Source organism: Streptomyces sp. NPDC002054 (genome assembly GCF_040296685.1).
Lineage (GTDB): Bacteria > Actinomycetota > Actinomycetes > Streptomycetales > Streptomycetaceae > Streptomyces.
Window position 1 is genome coordinate 65,731 of record NZ_JBEOXT010000023.1, and the last position, 25,907, is coordinate 91,637.

Annotated in this window: 2 protein-coding genes; both read right to left on the bottom strand. The window is 73.7% G+C overall.

Annotation, left to right across the window (positions count from 1 at the left end):
- Positions 1-32: 32 nt before the first annotated feature.
- Complete coding sequence (locus ABT123_RS21855) at positions 33-9,689, bottom strand: type I polyketide synthase (protein WP_351317146.1); 9,657 nt, start codon at positions 9,687-9,689, stop codon at positions 33-35.
- Between the two features lie 110 nt (positions 9,690-9,799).
- A complete protein-coding gene (locus tag ABT123_RS21860; RefSeq protein ID WP_351317149.1) occupies positions 9,800-25,846 on the bottom strand; it encodes a type I polyketide synthase in 16,047 nt (5,348 codons plus the stop codon).
- Positions 25,847-25,907: the final 61 nt, after the last annotated feature.

A 25,907-nucleotide genomic window follows, 5' to 3' on the forward strand; every position in this document is an offset into this window, starting at 1 on the left:
CCTTGTGCTACTACTGCCTGCTGTCCGCTGTGCTAGATGCCGAGCTCGTTCTCGATGAAGTCGAAGAGCTCGTCAGGCGTGGCTTCCTGAAGTTTTTCGGCCACGGCCCCGCCGCTCTGGTCGACTTGCGATTCACCCCATTTCGCCAGGAGTGCCTGCAGGCGCGAGGCGATGTCGGCGCGCGTCTCTCCGTCCGGATCGAGGACGGACAGCGCGGATTCGAGCTTTTCGAGTTCCGCGATGCCGGGCGCGGTCGCGGTGCTGCCGTCCTGGACGATCTCGGCCCGCAAGAACTCGGCCAGGACCGCGGGGGTCGGGTGGTCGAAGACCAGCGTCGCCGGGAGCTTCAGCCCGGTGGCGGCGTTCAGTCGGTTGCGCAGCTCCAGCGCGATCAGGGAGTCGAAGCCGAGCTCCTTGAACGCGCGGCCCGCGCCCACCTCGTCGGTGGTGGGGTGCCCGAGCGCGGTCGCCGCGTGGGACCGGACCAGTTCCAGTACGGCCAGGCCCTGTTCGGCCTGCGGCATCGCCGACAGCCGGCGGCGCAGCGCCTCGCCCGGGGACCCTTCCCCGGCCGCGCCGTCCGCCTCACCGGCGGCCGGGGCGGCCTGGGCGAGCCGGCGTACCGCGGGCAGGTCAGCAAGGAACGGGCTGGGCCGGACGGCGGTGTAGCCGGGCGTGAAGCGTTCCCACTGGATGTCGGCGACGGCGATGGCCGGCTCGGCGTGGTCAAGGGCCTGGTGGAGGGCGCGGATCGCGGCGCGCGGCGCCATGGCGGGCACCCCGCCGCGGTCGAGCCGCTCCCCGATGGCGCCGCCCGCGGCCAGTCCGCTGTCACCCCACCGGCCCCAGGCCACCGAGGTCGCGGGCAGGCCGTCGGCGTGCCGCTGCTCGGCGAGGGCGTCGAGGTAGGAGTTGGCGGCGGCGTAGTTGGCCTGCCCGGCGTCACCGAGGGTGCCGGCGACGCCGGAGAACAGCACGAATGCCGACAGGTCAAGGTCGCGGGTCAGCTCGTGGAGGGTGAGTGCCGCGTCCGCCTTGGGGGCGAGCACGGTCGCGAACCGCTCGGGCGTCAGTCCGTCGATGACCCCGTCGTCCAGGACGCCGGCGGTGTGCACGACGGCGGTCAGCGGCCGGTCGGCGGGGACGGAGGCCAGGAGGCCGGCGACGGCGTCCCGGTCGGCCATGTCACAGGCGGCGACGGTGACCTGGGCGCCGAGCGCGGTCAGTTCCGCGCTCAGCTCGGCCGCGCCGGGCGCCTCGGCACCGCGGCGGCTGGTCAGGATCAGGTGCTCGGCGCCGTTCTCGGCCAGCCAGCGGGCCACGTGCGCGCCCAGCGCGCCCGTACCACCGGTGACCAGCGTCGTGCCGCCAGGCTTCCAGGCCGGCACGGACGGCGAGTCGGCGAGCGAGGCGTGGGCCAGGCGCCGGCCGTACAGCCCGGAGGCCCGGACGGCCACCTGGTCCTCGGCTCCGTCACCGGCGAGGACTCCCACGAGCCGTTCGAGGGTCCGGCCGTCGGCCTGCGGGGGCAGGTCGACCAGACCGCCCCAGCGGTCGGGGAACTCCAGCGCGGCGGTCCGGCCGAAGCCCCACAGGAGTGCCTGGGCCGGATCCTGGAGCCGCTCGGACGGGGCCACCGACACGGCGCCACGGGTGACGCACCACAGCGGCGCGGACACGTCGGCGTCACCGAGGGCCTGAACGAGCGCGGCGGTGGTGAGCAGCCCGGTGTGGGCACGCAGCGCGACGTCTTCGCCGCCGAGGGCGAGGAGGGAGAGGACGCCGGCGGGGACGGTCGTACCGTCCGTGGCCGCCGCCGTCAGGGTGGCGCTGAGCGCGTCACGGTCGGCCATGTCCGGGGCCACGGTGACGGTACGGACGTCCGCACCACGGTCGGCGAGCACCCGCAGGACAGCGGCGGCCGTGTCCGCGGCCGGGCCCTCCAAAGCCTCGGGCACGACGACCAGCCAGGTCCCGGAGAGACGGGCGCTGGTGGTGGCTTCGGCCTGGGGCTTCCAGGTGACCCGGTAGCGCCAGCCATCGACCGTGGACGCCTCGCGGCTCTGCCGCCGCCACGAGGACAGCGCGGGAAGCAGAGCGGTCAGCGGCTGGTCGCCCTCGATACGCAGCTCGGCAGTGAGTGCGGCGAGATCCTCGCGCTCGACGGCGTCCCAGAAGCGGGCATCGACCGCGCTCTCCGCCGGCAGCACATCCGCCTCGACCAGCGCGGCCTCAGGCCAGTACCGCTGCGACTGGAAGGCGTAGGTCGGCAGATCCACCCGCTGGGCGCCGGCTCCTGCGAAGACGGCGTCCCAGTCCACGGCGACACCGCGTACGTAGGCCTCGCCGAGGGAAAGCCAGAAACGCTCCAGGCCGCCCTCGTTACGGCGCAGGGAACCCAGGACAGCGGCCTCCCGGCCGGTGTCCTCGACGGTCTCCTGCATGCCGACCGTCAGGACCGGGTGCGGGCTGGACTCGATGAACACACCGAAGCCCTGCTCCAACAGCGTGCGGGTGGCCTGTTCCAGCTCCACGGTCTGCCGCAGGTTCCGGAACCAGTAACCGGCATCCAGCTCAGGCCCCTTCACCCACTCACCCGTGACGGTGGACAAGAACGGCACCTCTGCGGACTGAGGGACGATCGGCGCGAGAAGCTCAGCAAGTTCGTCCCGCAGCAGGTCCACCTGCGCGGAATGGGAGGCGTAGTCCACCGCGATCCGCCGGGCCCGAACTCCGTCCGCCTCACACGCGGCCAGCAGCTCTTCGAGGGCCTGGACCTCGCCCGAGACGACCACCGAGGACGGGCCGTTGACGGCGGCGACGGAGATCCGCTCCTCACCCCACACCGCGATCCGCTCCCGGACCTCGGCAGCCGGCAGCGGTACGGACACCATCCCGCCCAGCCCCGCCAGGACTCGGCCGATGGCCTGGCTCCGCAGGGCCACCACCCGGGCCGCGTCTTCGAGAGACAGGATCCCGGCCACGCACGCGGCGGCGATCTCGCCCTGCGAGTGACCGATCACCGCACCCGGACGGACACCCGCGCCCCGCCACACCTCGGCCAGCGACACCATCACCGCAAACAGCGCAGGCTGGACCACATCCACCCGGTCGAGGGAAGGCGCGCCATCGGCACCGCGGAGCACGTCCACCAACGACCAGTCGGTGAACGCCTCCAGCGCCTTCGCACACTCATCAACCCGGGTAGCAAACACGGGTGAAGCGTCCAACAGCGCCTCGGCCATGCCCACCCATTGCGACCCCTGTCCGGGGAACACGAAGGCGGTCTTGCCCCCGATGACCGACCCCTGGACGAGCAGGGGTGCGGTGCCTCCGGCGGCCAGGGTGGCCAGTCCCGCGAGGTGTTCCGCCCGGTCCCGGCCGATCAGTACCGCGCGCCGGCCGTGGGCCGTGCGGGTGGTGGCCAGGGAGTGGCCGACGTCGACACTCCGCAGGTCAGGACGGGTGTCGAGGTGGTTCAGCAGTCGTTCTGCCTGGCCGCACAGCGCCTTTTCGGTCTTGGCCGTCAGCGGCCAGGGCAGCGGGGTCAGCCGGTCGGCGCCGGTGTCGTCCGGGGTCATCGCGGTCAGTAGGGGGTGGCCGGCCGGCGGCACAGGGGTCCCCTGCCCGTCGGACCCCTGTTCGGCCGGGGCCTGCTCGATGATGGCATGGGCGTTGGTTCCGCTGAACCCGAAGGACGACACACCCGCGCGCCAGGGACGGCCACCGGTCTCGGGCCATGCCCGCTGCTCGGTCAGCAGGACGACCTCACCCGCGCTCCAGTCCACGTGCGGAGTGGGCTCGGCGATGTGGAGGCTCTGCGGCAGCACCCCGTGCTGCATGGCCAGCATCATCTTCATCACGCCGGCGACGCCGGCCGCGGCCTGCGCGTGGCCGATGTTGGACTTGATGGAGCCGAGCAGCAGCGGCTGCCCGGCCGGCCGGTCCTGGCCGTACGTCGCCAGCAGCGCCTGCGCCTCGATCGGGTCCCCGAGCGTCGTACCCGTACCGTGCGCCTCGACCACGTCCACATCGGCGGCCGACAGCCGGGCATTGGCCAGGGCCTGCCGGATGACGCGCTGCTGGGAGGGTCCGTTGGGGGCGGTCAGGCCGTTGGAGGCGCCGTCCTGGTTGATCGCCGTGCCTCGGATCACGGCCAGGACCGGGTGCCCGTTGCGGCGGGCGTCGGACAGCCGCTCCACGAGCAGCATGCCGACGCCCTCGGCCGGGCTGAAGCCGTCGGCATCGGCGGAGAACGCCTTGCACCGGCCGTCGGTGGACAGGCCGCGCTGACGGCTGAACTCGATGAAGGTGCCGGGCGTGGACATGACCGTCACACCGCCGGCCAGGGCCATCGAGCACTCCCCGGCCCGCACGGCCTGCACCGCGAGGTGGAGGGCGACCAGCGACGCCGAACAGGCCGTGTCGACGGTGACGGCCGGCCCCTCGAGACCGAAGGTGTAGGAGAGACGGCCGGAGACGACGCTTCCCGCGCTGCCGGTGGCCAGGTGTCCTTCCAGGCCCTCGGTGTTGGCGCCGTGCACGAGGTGGGAGTAGTCAGAGCCGTTGGTGCCGACGAAGACGCCGGACTGGCTGCCGCGGAGGGTCTCCGGATCGATGCCGGCCCGTTCGAACGCCTCCCAGGAGGCTTCCAGGAGCAGCCGCTGCTGCGGGTCCATGGCCAGGGCCTCGCGCGGCGAGATCCCGAAGAACGACGGGTCGAAGGAGGCCGCGTCGGTGAGGAAGCCGCCCTCGCGGGTGTAGGAGGTGCCCTGGGCGTTGGGGTCGGGGTCGTACAGCGCTTCCACGTCCCAGCCGCGGTCGGCGGGGAACTGCGAGAGCGCGTCACCGCCGGAGGCAAGCAGCTGCCACAGGTCCTCGGGGCTGCGGACGCCGCCGGGGAAGCGGCAGCTCATCGCGACGACGGCGATCGGTTCGGCGTCGGAGAGGGGGACGGCCGCCGTGGGTACGAGCGCGGCGCCCGCCGCGCTCTGACCGGCGAGCTCGGCCCGCAGGTGCCGGGCAAGGACGGTGGGCGTCGGGTAGTCGAAGACGAGGGTGGGCGGCAGCTTGAGGCCGGCGGCGGCGTTCAGGCGGTTGCGCAGCTCGACGGAGGTGAGGGAGTCGAAGCCCAGTTCCTTGAAGGCCCGGCCGGCCTCGACGGCGTCGGGCCCGGCGTATCCGAGGACGGCGGCGACGGCCGTCCGGACCAGGTCCAGCAGCAGCCGTTCCTGCTCGGCCTCGGGCTGCCCGGCGAGCTGCCGGGCGAGCACCGCGGCGCTGCCGCTGTCGTCTGCCGCGTCGGTACGGGCGGTCTCCATGGCCTGTTGTGCTTCGGGCAGGTCGTGCAGCAGGGGGCGGGCGCGGCCGGAGGTGAAGGCCAGGACGAAGCGCTTCCACTCCATGTCCGCGACGGTCAGGGTGGTTTCGTCGCGGTCCAGTGCGTGCTGGAGGGCACTGACCGCCCGCTCGGGGGCCATCTCGATGACGCCGTGGCGGCGCATCCGGTCCCCGACGGCGCCTTCGGCCATGCCTCCGTCGCCCCAGGGGCCCCAGGCGATGGAGGTCGCGGGCAGGCCGGAGGCGCGCCGGTACTCGGCGAAGGCGTCGAGGAAGGCATTGCCGGGCGCGTAGTTCCCCTGGCCGGGGGCGCCGAAGGTGGCGGCGAAGGAGGAGAAGAGGACGAACGCGGACAGGTCGAGGTCCCGGGTCAGCTCGTGCAGGTGCCGGGTGGCATCCACCTTGACGCGCAGGACCCGCTCGATCTGCTCGGGGGTGAGCGCCTCGATGACCCCGTCGTCGAGGACGGCCGCCGTGTGGATCACCGCGGTGAGCGGCTGGTCGGCGGGTACGGAGGCGATGAGCGCGGCGAGTTCGTCGCGGTCACTGACGTCGCAGGCGGCGAGGGTGACCTGGGCGCCGAGCGCGGTCAGTTCGTCGCGCAGCCCGTCTGCGCCGGGGGCGTCGGGGCCGCGCCGGCTGGTGAGGATCAGGTGCTCGGCGCCGTTCTCGGCCAGCCAGCGGGCCACGTGCGCGCCCAGCGCGCCCGTACCACCGGTGACCAGCGTCGTGCCGCGCGGACGCCACTCCCGTACCGCCGGCGACTCGGCCAGGCGGGCCCGGACGAGGCGGCGTACGAAGACCCCGGAGGCGCGGACGGCCACCTGGTCCTCGGCCGCATCCCCGGCCAGGACCCCCACCAGCCGGTCGAGGGTTCGGTCGTCGGCCTGCGGGGGCAGGTCGATCAGGCCGCCCCAGCGCTCGCCGTGCTCCAGGGCCGTCACCCGGCCGAGGCCCCAGATCGGGGCCTGCGCGGGATCGGTCTGCTGCTCGGAGCGGGCCACGGAGACGGCCCCACGGGTGGCGCACCACAGCGGAGCCGCCACATCGGTGTCGCCGAGCGCCTGGACGAGGGTCAGCGTGGCGATCACACCGGCGGCCGTGTCGGTCCCGGCGGGGGTCAGGAGGGACAGCACTCCCGCGACGGCGGGGCCGTCCGCGAGGACCTCGCGGATCCGTCCGACCAGCTCGGCCCGTGCGTCGTGGGCGCGGGGGACGGCGATCTGCCGTACATCGGCGCCGTGTTCGGCGAGCGTACGCAGCACGGCTTCGGTGCTGTCATCGACGGGACCGGGACCGGTCAGGGCCTCCGGGACGGCGACCAGCCAGGTGCCGGTGAGCCGAGTGACGGCGGGCTCGGGGACCGGCTTCCAGGTGATCCGGTAGCGCCAGCCGTCGACGGTGGACCGCTCCCGGCTCTGCCGCCGCCAGGAGGACAGCGCGGGGAGGAGCGCGGTGAGCGTGTCGTCGGCGTCGATGTCCAGCTCGGCGGTGAGAGCGGCCACGTCGCACGCCTCTACGGCTTCCCAGAACCGCGCGTCGGCGGTGTCGGCCGCGTACACGGCGGCGGCCGGGTCCGGGGCGGTGCCGCTTTCGAGCCAGAAGTGCTCCTGCTGGAAGGCGTAGGTCGGCAGGTCCACACGCTGGGCACCCGTACCCGCGAACACCGCGTCCCAGTCGACGGCCGCACCGTGCACATACGCCTCGGCGAGCGAGCGCCAGACCCGCTCCGGGCCGCCCTCGTCGCGCCGCAGCGAGCCGAGGACGGCGGCCTCACGGCCTGCGTCCTCGATCGTTTCCTGCATGCCGATGGTCAGGACGGGGTGCGGGCTGGACTCGATGAAGACGCCGAAGCCGTGCTCCAGGAGCATGCGGGTGGCCTGCTCGAACTCCACGGTCTGCCGGAGGTTGCGGAACCAGTAGCCGGCATCCAGCTCGGGACCCTTGACCCACTCGCCGGTGACGGTGGAGAGGAAGGGGACCTCGGCGGCCCGCGGGGTGATCGGCGCGAGAAGCCCGGCCAGCTCCTGCTCCAGGAGGTCGACCTGGGCGGAGTGGGAGGCGTAGTCCACCGCGATCCGCTTGGCGCGGAGCCCGTCGCCCTCACACGCGGCGAGGAACTCGTCCAGGGCTCCGGCCTCACCCGAGATGACCACCGAGGAGGGGCCGTTGGCGGCAGCTACGGAGATCCGCTCCGCACCCCAGGGCGCGATGCGCTCCCGGACCTCGGCGGCCGGAAGCGGCACGGACACCATGCCACCCAGGCCGGCCAGCACCCGGCCGATCGCCTGGCTGCGCAGTGCCACCACCCGGGCCGCGTCCTCCAGCGACAGGATCCCCGCCACGCACGCGGCGGCGATCTCGCCCTGGGAATGGCCGATCACCGCACCCGGCCGGACTCCGGCGGCGCGCCACACCTCGGCCAGTGACACCATCACGGAGAACAGGGCGGGCTGGACGACGTCCACCCGGTCCAGCGAGGGCGCTCCCTCGGCCCCGCGCAGCACCTCCGTCAGCGACCAGTCGGTGAAGGGTTCCAGCGCCTTCGCGCACTCCTCGATGCGGGCGGCGAACACGGGCGTGGTCCGCAGCAGTTCCGCGGCCATGCCCACCCACTGCGAGCCCTGCCCGGGGAAGACGAAGGCGGTCTTGCCACCGACCACGGACCCGGTCACCACACCCGGCGCCGGGACGCCCGCTGCCACCGCGTCGACACCGGCGGCGTGCTCGCCCAGGACGACCGCACGGTGCTCCAGCCCGGCACGCGTGGACGCGAGGGACCAGCCCACGTCCACCGGATCGAGCCGATCCACATCGTCGGACGCACCAGCGAGCCGGCCGGCAAGTCGGCCGGCAAGCCGCTCCGCCTGGGACCTCAGTGCCGCCACGCTCTTGCCCGACAGCACCCACGGCACCACCGGCATGTCCGAACGGACTTCGACCTCGGCCGACTCCGCCTCCGCCTCCGGCGCCTGCTCCACGATCACGTGCGCGTTCGTCCCGCTGAACCCGAAGGACGACACACCCGCACGACGCGGGGCACCGGTCTGCGGCCAATCGACCGTCTCGCCGATCAGGGCGACGGCGCCCGCCTCCCAGTCCACGTGCGGGGTCGGCTCGTCGAGGTGGAGGGTCTTCGGCACCACGCCGTGGCGCATCGCCTCCACCATCTTGATGATGCTCGCGACACCGGCGGCGGCCTGGGTGTGTCCGATGTTGGACTTGATGGAGCCGAGGAGCAGCGGGCGGTCGTCCGGCCGGTCCTGGCCGTACGTCGCCAGCAGCGCCTGCGCCTCGATCGGGTCCCCGAGCCGGGTACCCGTACCGTGCGCCTCGACCACGTCCACATCGGCGGCTGACAGGCGGGCGTTGGTGAGCGCCTGGTGGATGACGCGCTGCTGCGAGGGGCCGTTAGGGGCGGTCAGCCCGTTGCTCGCGCCGTCCTGGTTGATCGCGCTGCCGCGGATGACGGCGAGCACCGGGTGTCCGTTGCGCTGCGCGTCCGCCAGCCGCTCCACGAGCAGCATGCCGACGCCCTCGCCCCATCCGGTGCCGTCGGCCGCGGCGGCGAAGGGCTTGCACCGGCCGTCGGAGGCCAGCCCGCGCTGGCGGCTGAACTCGGTGAAGGTGGCCGGGGTCGCCATCACGGTGACACCGCCGGCGAGGGCCATGGAGCACTCCCCCGCCCGCAGGGCCTGCACCGCCAGGTGCAGGGTGACCAGGGAGGACGAGCAGGCCGTGTCGACGGTGACTGCCGGGCCTTCGAGGCCGAAGGTGTAGGCCACGCGGCCGGAGGCGATGCTTCCGGAGCTGCCGGTGCCGAGGAAGCCCTCGACGCCCTCGGGGACGGAGTCCAGGCGGGCGGTGTAGTCGTGGTACATCACGCCGGCGAAGACGGCGGTGCGGCTGCCGCGCATGGAGGTCGGGTCGATACCGGCGCGCTCGAACGCTTCCCAGGAGGTCTCCAGCAGCAGCCGCTGCTGCGGGTCCATCGCCATGGCCTCGCGCGGGGAGATCCCGAAGGGGGCCGGGTCAAAGCGGGCCGCGTCATAGAGGAAGCCGCCCTCGCTAACGTAGCTGGATCCGGCGCTGTCGGGGTCGGCGTCGTACAGCGATTCCACGTCCCAGCCCCGGTCGACGGGGAAGGCGGAGATCGCGTCCTCGCCGTTGGCGACGAGCCGCCACAGGTCCTCGGGGGTGCGGACACCGCCCGGGTAGCGGCAGCTCATCGCGACGATCGCGATGGGTTCCTGGTTCTGCTCCTCTACCTCGCGCAACCGCCTGCGGGCCTGGCGCAGATCCGCGGTCGCCCGCTTGAGGTAGTCGCGAAGCTTTTCCTCGTTCACCATGTGCGTGGCTCCATGCCAGAGAGGCGGTCGTACGGGTCTGACCGGGGTGGTTCCGGGTGGGGTGGGTCGCGGTGCCGGGCGGGGGCGCGTGGCGGCCCCGCCCGGCGTGCTCAGGAAGTGCCGAGTTCGTCGTCGAGCAGGTCGAAGAGCTCGTCGTCGGTGACCGAGCCGAGGTCCTCGTCGGTGTTCTCGTCGGTGCCGGTACGCCGTCCGGTGTCCTGGCCGGCGTTCCACCGGGCCATGAGGGCCTGGAGGCGCATCGTGATCCGCGAGCGGGTGACGCTGTCCGCGTCCGCCGCCTCCGCCGCACCCAACGCGGCTTCCAGCCGGTCGAGTTCGCCGAAGACGGTGGGTCCGTCGGCGTCGAGGGGCAGGGCGGAGCGCAGGTATCCGCTGAGCTGTTCGGGGGTCGGGTAGTCGAAGATGAGCGTGGCCGGGAGCCGCAGCCCGGTGGCCGCGCCGAGCCGGTTGCGCAGCTCGACCGCGGTCAGCGAGTCGAAGCCAAGCTCCTTGAACGCGCTGCCCGGTTCGATGGCGGCGGCGCCGCTGTGGCCCAGTACCTGGGCGACGTGAGTGCAGACCGTGTCGAGCAGCACCCGGTCCCGTTCGGCGGGCGGCAGTTGGGCCAGCCGTTCCGCCAGCGATCCCGGGGCGTCCGCCGGCGCGCCGCCGCTCGTCCTGCGTCGTACGGGCGTACGGAGCAGGCCGCGCAGCAGCGGCGCGACGGTGTCGCCCACCTGGGCCTGGAGTGCGGCCAGGTCGAGCCGGGCGGGCACGAGCAGGCTCGTGGTCGCCGGCTCGGCGGACGCCCGCAGGGCCGCGTCGAAGAGGGCCAGCCCGTCGGCGGCCGACAGCGCGTCCATGCTGCCGCGGCCGAGGCGCCGCCGGTCCTGGTCGTCGAGGGTCGCGGCCATGCCGGCCTCGTCGTCCCACAGGCCCCAGGCGAGCGAGAGGCCCGCGAGGCCCTGGGCTCGACGGTGCTGGGCGAGGGCGTCGAGGAAGGTGTTGCCGGCGGCGTAGTTGGCCTGTCCGGCGTTGCCGAACACGCCGGCCGCGGAGGAGAACAGTACGAACGCCGCCAGGTCGAAGTCCCGGGTCAGCTCGTGCAGGTTCCATGCCGCGTCGGCCTTGGGCCGCAGCACCTTCGCGACCCGCTCGGGGGTGAGCGAGGTGACGGTGCCGTCGTCGAGCACACCGGCGGTGTGCACGACGGCCGTCAGCGGGTGTTCGGCCGGGATGGCCTTGAGTACGGTGGCCAGCGCGTCCCGGTCGGCCGCGTCGCAGGCCGCCCAGGTGACCCGGGCACCCGACGCGACCAGCTGATCGGCGAGTTCGGTGGCGCCGTCCGCCGCCGCGCCCCGCCGACTGGTGAGCAGCAGGTGACGTACGCCGTGCTCGGTGACGAGGTGGCGGGCGAGCAGGCCGCCCAGGGTGCCGGTGGCTCCGGTGATCAGGACCGTGCCCTCGGGGTCGACGGCGCTGGTGGCGTCCTCGGCCGGGACCGCGGGCGAGGCCTCGGGCGGGGTGAGGGCCGCGCGGGCCAGGCGGGGCGCCCGTACGGTCCCCTCGCGCAGGGCGAGCTGGGTCTCGTCGGTGGCGAGCGCGGCGGGCAGGGCCCGGTAGGAGGGATCCTCGCCGTCGAGGTCGATCAGGACGAACCGGCCGGGGTGCTCGGCCTGGGCGGACCGCACCAGACCCCACACCGCGGCGTGCGCGAGGTCCGTGACGTCCTCGTCGGGGTCGGCGGTGGCGACGGCTCCGCGGGTGAGGACCACGAGCCACGAGGCCGCGAACCGCTCGTCCGCCAGCCACCCCTGGACGAGGCCCAGGGCATGCGCGGTCGCGGCGTGCGCGGCCGAGGCCGCGGCCGGTGCCGCCAGGTCGGGCGCCAGGGAGACGAGGACCGTCTCCGGTGCCGGCTCTCCCAGGGCCTCGGCCATGTCGAAGGCCTCGCCCAGGGCGTTCAGGTCCGGATACGCCGATCCGTAGGGGTCGTCGAGGATCCCGGCCCGTTCCAGGCCGGCGCCGGTCTTGAGCGGGTCCGCGCCGAGCAGCGCCCAGCCGGCACCGGACTCCGGCGCGGCTTCGGGCAGCGTCAGGGAGGTCCAGTCGACCTGGAACAGCGCCTCGCGGACCGGTCCGGTGCCGGAACCGGCAGCGGCAGCAATGCCGTCGGCGGCGAAGGGGCGCAGGACGAGCGAGTCGACGGTCAGGACGGGTTGCCCCGTGCCGTCCCACAGGGTCAGCGCCACCGTGTCCCGGCCGGCCGGTGCCATCCGTACGCGCAGCGCCGGGGCGCCGGCTGCGTGCAGCCGTACGCCGTCCCAGGAGAAGGGCATCCGCGCGCCCTCGGGGCCCTCGGGGAAGAACTCCCCGAACCCGACGGCGTGCAGGGCGGCGTCGAGGAGCGCCGGGTGGAGCCCGTACAGGGCGGCTTCCGGGAGGCGGTCCTCGGCGAGGGCCACCTCGGCGAACACCTCGTCGCCGAGCCGGTAGGCCCGGCGCAGGTTGCGGAAGGCGGGCCCGTAGCCGAGTCCGATGGCGTCGAAGCCGGGGTACAGCTCGTCCAGGTCCTGCATGGGGCAGGCGACGGCTCCGGCCGGCGGCCACTCCTGGAGGGCGTGGGCGTCGGATTCCTGGGGGTCGGGGGCGAGGACGCCGTCGGCGTGCCGGGTCCACGGCTCGTCGGGGGCGGCCTGCTCGGGGCGCGAGTAGACCTGGAAGGGCCTGCGCCCGTGCGCGTCGGGGGCGGCCACGGCGAGCCGCAGCTGCACCCCGCCCGTCTCGGGCAGCACCAGTGGCGCTTCGAGGGTGAGGTCGTCCAGCCGGCCGCAGCCGGCGTGGTCGCCCGCACGGACGGCCAGTTCGACCAGCGCGGCGCCCGGCAGCAGGACGGTGCCCGCGACCCGGTGGTCGGCCAGCCAGGGGTGGGTGCGCAGCGAGAGCCGGCCGGTGAACAGGAACCCGTCCGAGTCGGGGAGGTCGACCGCGGCCCCCAGGAGCGGGTGCGCGGTGGCGCCGAGTCCGGCGGAGGCGACGTCGCCCGCGAGGGAGTGGGCGGGCGCCTCCAGCCAGTACCGCTGCCGCTGGAAGGCGTAGGTGGGCAGGTCGACCCGGCGGGCGCCGGTGCCGGCGTAGTACGCCTCCCAGTCGACGGCGATGCCGCGCAGGTGCGCCTGGGCGAGGGCTGCGGTGAGGGCGGCCCCTTCGGGCCGGTCCGGGCGCAGGACGGGAAGGAAGGCGGTGTCGTCGCGGGTCGTGCAGTCCTGGGCGAGCGCGGAGAGGACACCGTCGGGGCCGAGTTCGAGGTAGGTGGCCGCACCCGCGTCCTCCAGGGCGCGGATGCCGTCGAGGAAGCGGACGGCTTCGCGGACGTGCCGGACCCAGAAGTCCGCCGAGCCCATCTCACCGTCGGTGACGAGCGCGCCGGTCAGGTTGGAGACGACCGGGATGCGGGGAGCCTGGTAGGTCAGCCCCTGCGCGACTTCACGGAAGGCGTCGAGCATGCCGTCCATGTGCGGGGAGTGGAACGCGTGACTGACGGTGAGGCGCTTGGTCTTGCGGTCGGGGAACGCCTCGGCGACCGCGACCGCCGCGTCATCGTCACCCGCGATCACGACCGACTGCGGACCGTTGACCGCGGCGATGTCGACACGGTCGGTCAGCAGCGGCCGGACCTCGTCCTCCGAGGCCTGCACGGCGATCATCACGCCACCGGCGGGCAGCGCCTGCATCAGCCGGCCGCGGGCCGAGACCAGGGTGCATGCGTCCTCCAGCGAGAAGACGCCCGCCACATATGCGGCGGCGATCTCGCCGATGGAGTGGCCGGCGACGAAGTCCGGCTTCACACCCCAGGATTCGAGCAGCCGGAACAGGGCCACCTCGACGGCGAACAGCGCCGGCTGGGTGTACTCCGTACGGTCCAGCAGATCCGCATCCGCCCCGAACAGCACATCCCGCAGCGGAAGTTCGAAGTGTGCACACACTTCATCCAGTGCGGCGGCAAACACGGGGTGGGTCTCGTAGAGCTCACGTCCCATGCCCAGGCGCTGGCTGCCCTGTCCGGTGAACAGGAAGGCAAGCTTCGCGGCGGCCGGCGAGCCTTCCAGCAGACCGGCCGTCCAGCCCCCTTCGGCGAGCGCGGCAAGACCTGCCAGGAACCCCTCACGGTCCTCCGCGACCACCGCGGCCCGCCGGTCGAGTGCGGTCCTGCTCGTGGCCAGGGCGTAACCGATGTCCGTGACGGACAGCCCGGGGTGCTCGACCACGTGCGCCGCCAGGCGCGCGGCCTGGTCACGCAGGGCCTGCGGATCCTTCGCCGAGAGGAGCCACGGCAGGCTGCCGGGCACCCGGTCGGGCTCGGGCCGCGCCTCGGGCTCCGCCGGCTGGGGAGGCTCCTCGATGATGGCGTGGGCGTTCGTACCGCTAAAGCCGAAGGACGAGACCGCGGCCCGGCGCGGGCGGCCCGTCTCCGGCCAGTCCGTGGCCGACTCAAGGAGGGTCACGGCCCCTGCCGACCAGTCGACGTGCGGGGTCGGCTCGGCCACGTGCAAGGTCTTGGGCAGGACCCCGTGGCGCATCGCCATGACCATCTTGATGACGCCCGCGACGCCGGCCGCGGCCTGGGTGTGGCCCATGTTGGACTTGACCGAGCCGAGCAGCAGCGGGCGATCGGCCGGGCGGTCCTGCCCGTAGGTCGCGAGGAGCGCCTGCGCCTCGATGGGGTCGCCGAGGGTCGTACCCGTACCGTGCGCCTCGACGGCGTCCACCTCGGCGGCGGTCAGGCCGGCATTGGCCAGGGCCTGCCGGATCACCCGCTGCTGGGACGGGCCGTTCGGCGCGGTGAGGCCGTTGGAGGCACCGTCCTGGTTGATCGCCGTACCGCGGACCACGGCCAGCACCGGGTGCCCGTTGCGCCGGGCGTCCGACAGCCGCTCCACCAGCAGGACACCCGCGCCCTCGGACCAGCCCGTGCCGTCGGCGTCGGCGGAGAACGCCTTGCAGCGCCCGTCGGCCGCGAGGCCCCGCTGCCGGCTGAACTCCACGAAGGCCGCGGGGGTCGCCATCACGGTCACTCCGCCCGCGAGGGCGAGCGAGCACTCCCCGCTGCGCAGCGCCTGCACCGCCAGGTGCAGGGCCACCAGGGAGGACGAGCAGGCGGTGTCGACGGTGACCGCCGGCCCTTCGAGGCCGAAGGTGTACGACAGCCGGCCGGAGATGACGCTGGCCGCATTGCCCGTACCGAGGAAGCCCTCGACGCCTTCGGGCAGGGCCGGGAGCCGGGAGGCGTAGTCCTGGTACATGACGCCCGCGAAGACGCCGGTCCGGGTGCCGCGCAGGGACCGCGGGTCGATGCCGGCCCGTTCGAACGCCTCCCAGGAGGTCTCCAGCAGCAGCCGCTGCTGCGGGTCCATCGCCACGGCCTCGCGCGGCGAGATCCCGAAGAATGCCGGGTCGAAGGCGGAAGCGTCGGAGAGGAAGCCGCCCTCACGGGCGTAGCTCGTCCCCTCCTGGCCGGGGTCGTCGGCAAAGAGACCGTCGGGGTCCCAGCCACGGTCGTCGGGGAACCCGGAGATGACGTCCTGTCCCTCCAGGACCAGCCGCCACAGGGCCTCCGGGCTTTCCACACCGCCGGGGTAGCGGCAGCCCAGGCCCACGATCGCGATGGGCTCGTCGTCGCGTACGGCGACGGCGGCCGGCGCGGACGGCACCGCGGGCGCCGCTCCGAGCAGCTCGACCCGCAGGTGATCGGCCAGGACCGTCGCCGTCGGGTAGTCGAAGACGAGGGTGGCGGGCAGGCGCAGCCCGGTGGCGGCGCCGAGCAGATTGCGCAGCTCGACGGCAGTCAGCGAATCGAAGCCCAACTCGCGGAAGGAGCGGTCGGCCTCGACCGTCTCGGGCCCGGCATGGCCGAGCACCGCCGCAACTTGGGTGCACACCAAGTCCAGTACGAAGGACTGCTGTTCGGCGGCCGTCATGCCGGCGAGGCCGGGGCCGGTGGTGCCGGCGGCGGCCCGGCGTACGGGCGTACGGACCAGTCCGGACAGCAGCGGCGGGAGCATCCCGCTGCCGGCCTGGGCCCGCAGCGCGGCCAGGTCCAGCTTCACCGGCACCAGTAGCGGCGGCCGGTCGGCTGCGCAAGCGGCATCGAACAGCGCCACGCCCTCGGCGGCGGTCAGGGCGTTGACGCCGCCCCGGCCGAGACGGGAGACGTCCTCGGCATCCAGGGCGGCGCCCATGCCTCCGGCCTCGGACCACAGACCCCAGGCGAGCGAGGTAGCCGCCAGGCCCTGGGCCCGACGCTGAGCAGCGAGCGCATCCAGGAACACATTCCCGGCCGCGTAGTTGGCCTGACCCGCACCACCGAACACACCAGCAGCGGACGAGAACAGGACGAACGCGGAGAGATCGAGGTCCTGGGTGAGCTCGTGGAGGTTCCACGCCGCATCGACCTTCGGACGCAGGACCGCCGACAGCCGCTCGGCCGTCAGCGACCCGACCACGCCGTCATCCAGGACACCGGCCGTATGGACGACCGCGGTCAGCGGGTGCTCGGCCGGGATACCGGCCAGGACAGCCGCCAGCGCCTCCCGGTCGGCCACATCACACGCCGCCCACGACACCTCAGCACCCAGAGCAGTCAGCTCAGCCGACAGCTCCGGACCCTCACCACGACGACTGACGAGCAGCAGATGCCGGACACCGTGCTCGGCCACCAGATGACGCGCGAACAGCCCACCCAGCGAACCACTCGCACCCGTCACCAGGACCGTGCCCTCGGCGTCCCACTCCGAAGAGCCGGCCTCGATCGCCGCACGCGCAAGCCTCGGCACCAGCACCGAGCCACCGCGCACCGCGACCTCGGACTCACCCGAAGCCAGCGCAGCCTCCACATCACCGTCGGCCTCGACATCGACCAGCACGAACCGGCCCGGGTTCTCCGACTGCGCCGAACGCACCAGACCCCACACAGCGGCATGCACCAGATCCCGCACGCCCTCGCCCGGCACGGCCTCCACCGCGCCCCGCGTCACGAACACCAGAGGCGAGTCCGCGAACCGGTCGTCCGACAGCCTCTCCTTCAGCAGCGCCAGCACCCGGGCCGTCTCCGCGTGCACCGCTTCCGGCAGCGCGGGGCAGTCGTCCGTGCGCGAAGCGGCGTAGACGACGTCTGATATGTCCTCAGGCGCTGCCGCCGTCCGGTCTGCGGGGAGCGCCGTCCAGTCGACCTGGAACAGGGACTCCGGGCGGCCGTCGCGCGCCGCCGCGCCGATCTGCTCGGGCGACATCGCCCTCAGGGCCAGTGAGTCCACCGAGGCGACGGGCCGGCCGTCAGGGTCGGCCAGTTCCAGCGACACCGCGCCGTGCCCGGCGGGAGCCAGACGGACGCGTGCCGTCGAGGCGCCGGTCGCGTGCAGGCGTACGCCGTTCCAGGCGAAGGGCAGTCGGGCCGTGTCGGTGTCCGGGCCCGCCAGGACGTCGCCGCCGAGCGCCAGGGTGTGCAGGGCGGAGTCGAGCAGAGCGGGGTGGAGGCCGAACGCGTCGGCGTCCGCCTGTGCGCGTCCGGCGAGGGCGAGTTCGGCGAAGAGTTCCCCGTTGCGCCGCCAGGCCGCCCGCAGCCCGCGGAACAGGGGTCCGTAGCGGAGTCCGGAGGCGTCGAGCAGTTCGTACGCGTCGTCCACCGGTACGGGAGTGGCGTCGGACGGCGGCCAGACACCGAGGTCTGCGGTGGCGGCCCGTACCTCGTCCACGAGCAGTCCGGCGGCGTGCTGCAGCCACGGCTCGGCGTCGGCGTCGGCGTGGGCCGGGCGGGAGTACACGGCCACCGGGCGGCGGCCCGAGGCGTCGGGCGCCCCGACCGTGAGCTGGACGTCCACGGCCTCGCCGTCGTCCGGCAGGACCAGCGGTGTCCGGAGGGTCAGTTCGTCGAGGGCCGCGGCTCCGACGCGTTCGCCGGCGTGCAGGGCCAGCTCGACGAAGGCCGTACCCGGCACAAGCACCGAGCCCATGACGGTGTGGTCCGCGAGCCAGGGATGGGTGCGCAGCGAGAGCCGGCCGGTGAGGATGCACCCGTCGGCGTCCGCCAGGGACACCGCCGCGCCCAGCAGCGGATGTCCGGCGGCGGCGAGGCCGAGACCGGTGGCGTCACCGGGCAGCGGGGTGCCGGTCTCCGGCCAGAAGCGCTCGCGCTGGAAGGCGTACGTGGGCAGGTCGACGCGTCGCGCGCCCGTCCCGGCGAAGTACGCGTGCCAGTCGGTCTCGGCGCCACGGACGTGGGCCTGGGCGAAGGCGGTGGCGACGGTGTCCGCTTCGGAGCGGTCCGCGCGCAGCGTCGGAACGAAGGCGGCGGCGGTCCCGTCGGTGACGCAGTCCTGGGCGAGGGCGGACAGCACCCCGCCGGGGCCGAGTTCGACGTACGTCGTCACCCCGGCGGCCTCCAGGGCGCGTACGCCGTCCAGGAAGCGCACCGCCTCCCGGACGTGCCGCACCCAGAACTCCGCCGAACCCATCTCGTCGGACACGAGGGCACCGGTCAAGTTCGACACGATCGGGATGCTCGGGGCGGCGAAGGTGAGCCCCGCCACCACCTCGCGGAACGCGTCCAACATGCCGTCCATGTGCGGCGAATGGAAGGCGTGGCTCACCGTCAGGCGCTTGGTCTTGCGGCCGGAGAAGGACTCGGCGATCGTGACCGCCGCGTCCTCGTCACCGGCGATGACGACGGACCGCGGACCGTTGACCGCCGCAATGCTCACCCGGTCGGTCAGCAGCGGAAGAACCTCATCCTCCGAAGCCTCCAGCGCCACCATCACGCCACCGGCCGGCAGCGCCTGCATCAGACGGCCACGGGCGGCGACCAGGGTGCACGCATCGTCCAGCGACAGCACCCCCGCGACGTGCGCGGCGGCGATCTCACCGATGGAGTGACCGGCCAGGAAGTCCGGCCGCAGACCCCAGGACTCGACCAGCCGGAACAGCGCCACCTCGACCGCGAACAGCGCCGGCTGCGTGTACTCCGTCCGGTCCAGCAGCTCCGCATCGGAACCGAACAGCACGTCCTTCAGCGGCAGTTCCAGCCGCGCACAGACCGCGTCCAGCGCCTCCGCGAACACCGGATAGGCGTCATACAACTCACGCCCCATCCCGAGGCGCTGGCTCCCCTGCCCCGTGAACAGGAAGGCGGTCCGGCCACCCTTGGTGACCGTGCCCCGGGTCAGGCCGGGGGCCGTCCGTCCGGAGGCGAGCGCGTCGAGGGCGGTGGCGGCCGTGTCGCGGTCCCGGGCCACGACCACCGCGCGGTGGTCGAAGAGGGAGCGGGTCGTGGCCAGGGAGTAGGCGACGTCCGCGAGCGCAAGGTCGGGGTGGGCGTGCAGGTGCGCGTGCAGGGCGCGGGCCTGGGCCGACAGGGCGTTCGCCGTGCGGCCCGAGAGCCGCAGGGACAGCACGCCGGGTACCGGCACGGCGGGGGCGATGACCTCGTCCGGCGCCTGCTCGATGATCGTGTGCGCGTTGGTGCCGCTGATGCCGAACGACGACACGCCGGCGCGGCGCGGTCGACCCGTTTCCGGCCACGGAACCGACTCCGTCAGCAGGCTGACGGCGCCTTCCGACCAGTCCACGTGCGGTGACGGCCGCTCCGCGTGCAGGGTGGGGGGCAGTACGCCGTGGCGCATCGCCATGACCATCTTGATGACGCCCGCGACACCGGCGGCGGCCTGCGTGTGTCCGAGGTTCGACTTGACCGAGCCCAGCCACAGCGGACGGTCCTCGGTGTGCTCCCGGCCGTACGTGGCCAGCAGCGCCTGCGCCTCGATCGGGTCGCCCAGGGTCGTACCCGTACCGTGCGCCTCGACCGCGTCCACGTCGGCGGCCGACAGTCCGGCGCTCGCGAGGGCGGCACGGATGACGCGCTGCTGGGAGGGACCATTGGGCGCCGTCAGACCATTACTGGCACCGTCCTGGTTGACGGCCGAGGCCCGGACCACGGCCAGCACCGGGTGACCGTTGCGGCGGGCGTCCGAGAGCCGCTCGACGAGCAGCATGCCCACGCCCTCGCCCCAGCCGGTGCCGTCGGCGTCGGCCGAGAAGGCGCGGCAGCGTCCGTCGGCGGAGAGGCCGCGCTGGCGGCTGAAGCCGACGAAGGTGCCCGGCGTGGCCATGACGGTGACACCGCCGGCCAGGGCCAGGTCGCATTCGCCGGTGCGCAGGGCCTGGATCGCCATGTGGAGGGCGACCAGCGAGGACGAGCAGGCGGTGTCGATGGTGACGGCGGGGCCTTCGAGTCCGAAGGCGTACGAGACGCGTCCCGAGGCGATGCTGCCCGTGCTGCCGGAGCCGAGCGAGCCGTCCGCCCCATCGGGCGAACGTTCCAGCAGAGCGGCGTAGTCGTGGTACATCACCCCGGCGAAGACGCCGGTTCGGCTGCCCCGCACGGTGGCCGGGTCGATACCGGCCCGCTCGAACGCCTCCCAGGTGGTTTCCAGCAGCAGGCGCTGCTGGGGGTCGGTGCCGACGGCCTCGCGCGGGCTGATCCCGAAGAACGCCGGATCGAACCCGGCGGCGTCGTGCAGGAAGCCGCCATGGCGGGTGTAGGAGGTTCCCGGGTGGTCGGGGTCGGGGTGGTACAGCGACTCGACGTCCCAGCCGCGGTCGGCCGGGAAGCCCGTGATGGCGTCGCCGCCGCTCTCCAGCAGCCGCCACAGCTCCTCGGGAGTGGTCACGCCGCCCGGGTAGCGGCAGCTCATGGCCACGATCGCGATCGGCTCATCGGCGCCGTGCGCGGGGATGGAGGTGAGGGATGCGGGGGATGCGTGAGGGGTCTCGTCCCCGCCGAGTTCGGCGGAGAGGTGGCGGGCCAGGGTGAGCGAGGTGGGGTGGTCGAAGACCAGCGTGGCGGGCAGGCGGCGGCCGACCGCCGCGCCGAGCCTGTTGCGGAGTTCGACCGCGGTGAGGGAGTCGAAGCCCAGCTCGTTGAAGGCCTGTCCGGGTTCGACGGCGTCCGGGGTGCCGTGGCCGAGCACGTCGGCGACGTGGCCGCGGACGAGGTCGAGGAGCAGCCGTTCCCGGCCGGCGGCGTCGAGCCCGAGGAGGCGCTGTTCGAGGGCGGACAGCTCCGTCCCGGTACCGCCTGCGGCGGCTGCCGCGGTACGCCGTACGGGGGTACGGACCAGCCCGCGCAGCAGCGGGGGCACGCCCGCCCCGGCGGCGGGCAGGGTCAGGCGCATGGGCACCAGCAGGGCCACGCCATCAGTGGCGGTGGCGTGTACGGCGTCGGACAGGTCGAGGAGGGCGAGGCCGTCGGAGGCGGTGAGCCCTTGGACGCCGCCGCGCTTCATCCGGTCGAGGCCGGCCTGGTCCAGGCCGCCGGCCATGCCGTCGGAGTCCTCCCACAGGCCCCACGCCAGGGAGATGCCCGCGAGGCCCTGGGCACGCCGGTGCTGGGCGAGGGCGTCCAGGAAGGAGTTGGCCGCCGCGTAGTTGCCCTGGCCGGGTGCGCCGAACACGCCGGCGGCCGAGGAGAAGAGGACGAACGCCGACAGGCCGAGGTCGCGGGTGAGTTCGTGGAGGTGAAGGGCGGCGTCGGCCTTGGGCCGCAGGACGGCGTCGAGGCGTTCGGGGGTGAGCGACTCGATCACGCCGTCGTCGAGGACACCGGCGGTGTGGACGACCCCGCGCAGCGGGTGGGCCGCGGGGATCGCGGTCAGGGCGACGGCGAGTGCCTCCCGGTCGGCCGCGTCGCACGCCGTCCAGGTCACCTCTGCGCCCAGTTCGGTCAGTTCGCGCGTCAGGTCCGCCGCACCGGGTGCCGCGTCCCCGCGGCGGCTGAGCAGCAGCAGGTGTCGTACGCCGCGCTCGGCCACGAGGTGCCGGGCGACGAGCCGGCCTAGGGTGCCTGCCGCTCCGGTGACCAGGACGGTGCCGTCTGCGTCGTACAGGGGCGCCTCGGCCGGGGTGCCGGTGTCGGCGGGGACCCTGGCCAGCCGGGGCGCGTATGCGGAGTCCTCGCGCAGGGCGAGCTGCGGCTCCTGGGAGGCGAGGGCGGCGTCGAGGGCCGTCCCGTCGGGCCCGTCCAGTGGCGCGTCGGTGTCCACGAGGACGAAGCGGCCCGGGTGTTCGGACTGCGCGGAGCGCACCAGGCCCCAGACGGCGGCATGGACAGGGTCCGGAACTCGGTCGCCGGTGCGGACGGCGACCGAGCCCCGGGTCAGGAGGACGAGCCGGCTGTTGGTGAGCCGGTCGTCGGCGAGCCAGCGCCGCAGCAGGTGGAGCGTGCCGTGGGTGGCGGTGTGGACGGCCTCGGGGGTGAGCTCCGGCGCCGCGGGGAGACGTACGAGGACGGTTCCGGGCACGGGCCCGCCGGTGTCGAGGGCCGCATCGAGGGCCTCGGCGGCTGCCGGCCCGTCGAGCACCAGCGGGTGCTCGACGGCCGTGCCGGCCGTACCGGGGAGGGGCAGCGGGGTCCATGCCACCTGGAACAGGGAGTCGTGTGGGCCGCCCGTTCCGGCGTTCAGGTGCTCGGCCGAGACGGCGCGCAGCGTGAGCGCGGCGATGTCGGCGACGGGCTGACCGGCGCCGTCGGCGAGGGCCAGCGACACCGCGTCCGGTCCGGCCTTCGCCAGTCGTACGCGGAGGGTGGCGGCGCCGACGGCGTGCAGGGCCACGCCGGTCCAGGAGAACGGCAGCCGGCCGCTGCCAGCGTCCTCGACCAGGCCGGCGAGGCCGATGGTGTGGAGGGCAGCGTCGAGGAGTGCAGGGTGCAGGCCGAACAGGGAGGCTTCGGCCCGCTGTTCGTCGGCGGACTCGATCTCCACATAGGTCGCCTCGTCGGTCACCCAGGCGGCGCGGACGCCCTGGAAGGCGGGGCCGTAGTGGAGTCCGGCCTCCGCGAGCCCGGCGTACAGCTCGTCGACCGGGAGCGGGGTGGCACCGGCCGGCGGCCAGGTCTCGGGGGCGAAGGACGGCTGCGGGGCACCGACGGCGAGGACGCCGTCCGCGTGCCGGGTCCACGGCAGCTCCGCCGTATCGGCGTCGGGTCCGTCGGCCGCGGGCTCGGGGCGGGAGTGCACGCCGAGGGTGCGGCGGCCGGTGGCATCCGGCGCGCCGACCCACAGCTGCAGCTGGACACCGCCGTCCTGGGGCAGGACGAGCGGGGCGTGGAGGGTGAGTTCCTCCAGGAGGTCGCAGCCGACCTGGTCGCCGGCCCGGATCGCCAGCTCCACGAAGGCGCTCCCGGGCAGCACGGCCGAACCCATGACGGCGTGGTCCGCGAGCCAGGGGTGGGTGTCCAGCGACAACCGGCCGGTGTACAGGAATCCGTCGAGGTCGGCGAGGGCGACGGCGGCGCCGAGCAGCGGGTGACCGGCCGTGCCCAGGCCGGCCGCGGAGACGTCGCCCGGGGGGCGTCCGGCATCGAGCCAGTACGGCTCGCGCTGGAAGGCATAGGTGGGCAGGTCGACGCGCTCGAGGCCGGTCCCGGCGTAGTACGCGTCCCAGTCGACGGCCGCGCCCCGCACGTGCAGCCGCGCGAGGGCGCCGGTCAGCGTCTCGGTCTCGGGGCGACCGGCACGCAGTACGGGCACGAAGGCGGCCGTGTCGGCGTCCGCGGGCAGGCATTCGGGCGCGAGGGCGGAGAGGACGGCGTCCGGGCCGATCTCGACGAAGTGCACGACGTTGCGGGCGGCGAGGGCGCGGATGCCGTCGAGGAAGCGGACGGCTTCGCGGACGTGCCGGACCCAGAAGTCCGCCGAGCCCATCTCACCGTCGGAGACAAGCGCGCCGGTCAGGTTGGACACGACCGGAATGCGGGGAGCCTGGTAGGTCAGCCCCTGCACGACCTCGCGGAAGGCGTCCAGCATGCCGTCCATGTGCGGGGAGTGGAACGCGTGACTGACGGTGAGACGCTTGGTCTTGCGGTCGGGGAAGGCCTCCGCAACGGCGACCGCCGCGTCCTCGTCACCCGCGATCACGACCGACTGCGGGCCATTGACTGCCGCAATGTCGACACGGTCGGTCAGCAGCGGCCGAACCTCGTCCTCCGAGGCCTGCACGGCGATCATCACACCACCGGCCGGCAACGCCTGCATCAGCCGGCCCCGCGCCGCCACCAGCGCACAGGCATCCTCCAACGAGAAGACGCCCGCCACATGCGCGGCGGCGATCTCGCCGATGGAGTGACCGGACACGAAGTCCGGCTTCACACCCCACGATTCGAGCAGCCGGAACAGCGCCACCTCGACCGCGAACAGCGCCGGCTGGGCGTACTCCGTACGGTCCAGCAGATCCGCATCCGCCCCGAACAGCACATCCCGCAGCGGAAGTTCGAAGTGTTCACACACCTCGTCCAGTGCGGCGGCGAACACCGGCCGGGTCTCGTACAGTTCGCGCCCCATGCCGAGGCGCTGGCTGCCCTGCCCCGTGAAGAGGAAGGCCAGTTTGCCGGCCGCCGGTCGGCCACGGGTGACGCCCGGGGCAGGTTCCTCCGGACCCGTGGTGGCGAGGGACTCCAGCGCGCGGACGAGTCCGGGCCCGCCGGCGGCTGTCAGGACCGCCCGGTGTTCGAAGTCGGTCCGTCCGCTCGCGAGGGAGTGGGCGACGTCCCCGGCGCGCAGGCCGGGGTGGGCGGTCAGGTGGGCGTGCAGCTTCTCGGCCTGGGCGCGCAGGGCGGCCGGTGACTTGGCGGAGAGGTTCCACAGCGGCGGCACGGGGGCCGCGGCTGCGGTGGACTCCTTGGGCGCGGTGGACTCCGCGGTGGACTCCGCGGTGGCGGCGGGCTCGGGAGCCTGTTCGAGGATGGTGTGGGCGTTGGTGCCGCTGATACCGAACGAGGAGACGCCCGCGCGCCGGGGCGCGCCGGTCTCGGGCCACGGGACGGACTCGGTGAGCAGCCGGACGGCGCCCTCCGACCAGTCGACGTTCGGTGTGGGCTCGTCCACGTGCAGGGTCTGGGGCAGGATGCCGTGACGCATCGCCATGACCATCTTGATGATCCCGGCGACGCCGGCGGCGGCCTGGGTGTGCCCGAGGTTGGACTTGACGGAGCCGAGCAGCAGCGGACGGTCCTCCGGGCGGCCTTGGCCGTACGTGGCCAGCAGCGCCTGGGCTTCGATCGGGTCGCCCAGGGTGGTTCCCGTGCCGTGGGCCTCCACGGCGTCGATCTGGGTGGGTGAGAGCCGGGCTCCGGCGAGCGCGTCGCGGATGACGCGCTGCTGGGAAGGTCCGTTGGGGGCGGTCAGGCCGCTGCTGGCGCCGTCCTGGTTGACGGCGGTGCCACGGATGACGGCGAGGACGGGGTGGCCGTTCTCGCGGGCGGCGGAGAGCCGTTCCAGGACGAGCATGCCGGCGCCCTCGCCCCAGCCGGTGCCGTCGGCAGCGGCGGCGAAGGACTTGCAGCGGCCGTCACCGGCCAGCCCGCGGTGGCGGCTGAACTCGGTGAAGGTGCCGGGGGTCGACATCACGGTGACACCGCCGGCGAGGGCGAGGGTGCACTCGCCGCTGCGCAGGGCCTGGGCGGCGAGGTGGACCGCGACCAGCGAGGACGAGCAGGCCGTGTCGACGGTGACCGCCGGGCCTTCCAGGCCGAGGGTGTAGGCGATCCGGCCGGAGGCGATGCTGCCGGAGCTGCCGTTGCCGAGGAAGCCCTCGATCTCCTCGGGGACGCTGAACAGCCGGGCGGCGTAGTCGTGGTACATCAGGCCCGCGAAGACGCCGGTACGGCTGCCGCGCAGCGAGGCCGGGTCGATGCCGGCCCGCTCGAACGCCTCCCACGAGGTTTCCAGGAGCAGCCGCTGCTGCGGGTCCATGGCGAGGGCTTCGCGCGGGGAGATGCCGAAGAACGCGGGGTCGAAGTGGTGGGCGTCGTGCAGGAATCCGCCGACCTGCTCGTACGCCTCGATGCCGCTCTCCGGATCGGGGTCGAAGAGGACCTCGGCGGGCCATCCCCGGTCCGTGGGGTACGGCGAGACGGCGTCCGCACCGCGGGCGACGAGCTCCCACAGACGTTCGGGGGTGTCGATGCCACCGGGGTAGCGGCAGCTCATCGCCACGACCGCGATCGGCTCCTGGTCCCGCTCCTCCACCTCGCGCAGCCGCCGCCGCGCCTCGCGGAGATCGGCCGTCGCCCGCTTGAGGTAATCGAGGTACTTCTCCTCGTTCACCATTCTTTACGCCATCCCCGTGGTCGATGTGGTCGATGTGGTCGGTGTGGTCGTCCCGAGCCGA